Source organism: Rhodococcus sp. MH15, assembly GCF_019266045.1.
In the GTDB taxonomy this organism is placed as follows: Bacteria; Actinomycetota; Actinomycetes; order Mycobacteriales; family Mycobacteriaceae; genus Rhodococcus_F; species Rhodococcus_F qingshengii.
On sequence record NZ_LPNP01000009.1, the window covers coordinates 1 to 1,451 of the forward strand.

Genomic DNA, 1,451 nt, shown 5'->3' on the forward strand with positions numbered 1-1,451 from the left:
ATTGGGCTCAATCGGTGGAAGCAACATTCGAGGTCAGGAGGGTGTTGTGGGCAGACCATCGGATTGGGTGCGGGAGGTGACGGGCAGGGCTCCGATGAGGTCACCCGGAGCGCCGGGCCATCCTCGGTCGAAGGAACGAGATTTTTGGGAGCAGATCAGTACTGGCAAGCTTCCCAGGGAAGCCGCTGACGCTGTCGGCGTGGGACAACCGGTGGGCCAGCGGTGGTTCCGGCACGCTGGCGGGATGACGCCGTATTCATGGCCCGCGCCGGCAGGCAGGTACCTTTCTTTGGCAGAGCGTGAGGAAATTGCGATCCTGAACGCCACCGGCCACGGAGTGCGCGCGATCGCGAGTGCCATCGGGAGGAGCCCGTCGACGATCTCGCGGGAGTTGCGGCGCAACGCCGCCACGCGTGGAGGCAAGCTCGACTATCGCGCCAGCGTGGCGCACTGGAAAGCCGAGTTGTTTGCCCGCCGCCCGAAGACCGCCAAGCTCGCGGCCAACGAGCGGTTGCGCGAGTACGTTGAGGACCGACTCTCGGGCCGGATCACCATGCCGGGCGGCGATGCTGTCGCCGGACCGATCGAACGGCAATGGAAGGGCTTGAACAAGCCGCATCGTCAGGACCGCAGGTGGGTGAAAGCGTGGAGCCCCGAGCAGATTTCGAACCGGCTTCCGATCGACTTCCCCGATGATGAGTCCATGCGGATCAGCCACGAGGCCATCTACCAGTCCCTGTTCATCGAGGGTCGCGGCGGCCTGCGCCGCGAACTCATCTTGTGCCTGCGCACCGGCCGTGCTCTGCGCATGCCGCGGGCACGAGCGAAACGTGCTGCCTGGGCCCACGTAAGTGCGGACGTACTGATCAGCGAGCGCCCCGAAGAAGCCGACGACCGTGCGATTGCCGGGCACCACGAAGGTGACCTCATCATCGGTGCGGACAGGTCCGCAATCGGAACCGTCGTCGAGCGCACAACCGGATACACCACCCTCGTGCACTTGCCACGGGAGCGTGGGTGGCGAGCGCAACCGATCACCAAGAACGGGCCGGCACTGTCGGGATACGGAGCGGTGTCGATGAACAGAGCGTTGGCACAGGCGCTGGCGTCGATGCCCGCCGAACTCAAACGCTCGCTGACGTGGGACCGTGGGAAAGAGATGTCCGCGCACGCCCAGTTCACCATCGACACCGGGCTGAAGGTCTACTTCGCCGATCCACACAGTCCGTGGCAACGAGGTACCAACGAGAACACGAATGGACTACTGCGCCAATATTTTCCGAAGGGGACTGATCTCTCGCGATGGAGCCCCGACGACCTCGCGGCAGTCGCCCATGCTCTCAACACCCGACCACGGAAACGACTCCATTGGCGAACCCCCGCTGAAGCTTGGGACGAACACCTACGATCGGTTCAACAGCAACGTGTTGCTTCGACCGGTTGAATACGCC

At 64.1% G+C, this 1,451-nt stretch carries 1 protein-coding gene; it reads left to right on the plus strand.

Annotated features, from left to right (window positions below; all coding sequences use genetic code 11):
• Positions 1-244 precede the first annotated feature (244 nt).
• Positions 245-1,444 carry an IS30 family transposase gene (locus tag ATN37_RS00060; RefSeq protein WP_156423149.1) on the plus strand — a complete coding sequence of 400 codons (1,200 nt, stop codon included), beginning with the start codon at positions 245-247 and terminating at the stop codon, positions 1,442-1,444.
• Positions 1,445-1,451: the final 7 nt, after the last annotated feature.

Bases quoted from the DNA above. Each gene is read 5' to 3' on its own strand.
- ATN37_RS00060 (WP_156423149.1), top strand. From the start codon at position 245: ATGACGCCGTATTCATGGCCCGCGCCGGCAGGCAGGTACCTTTCTTTG.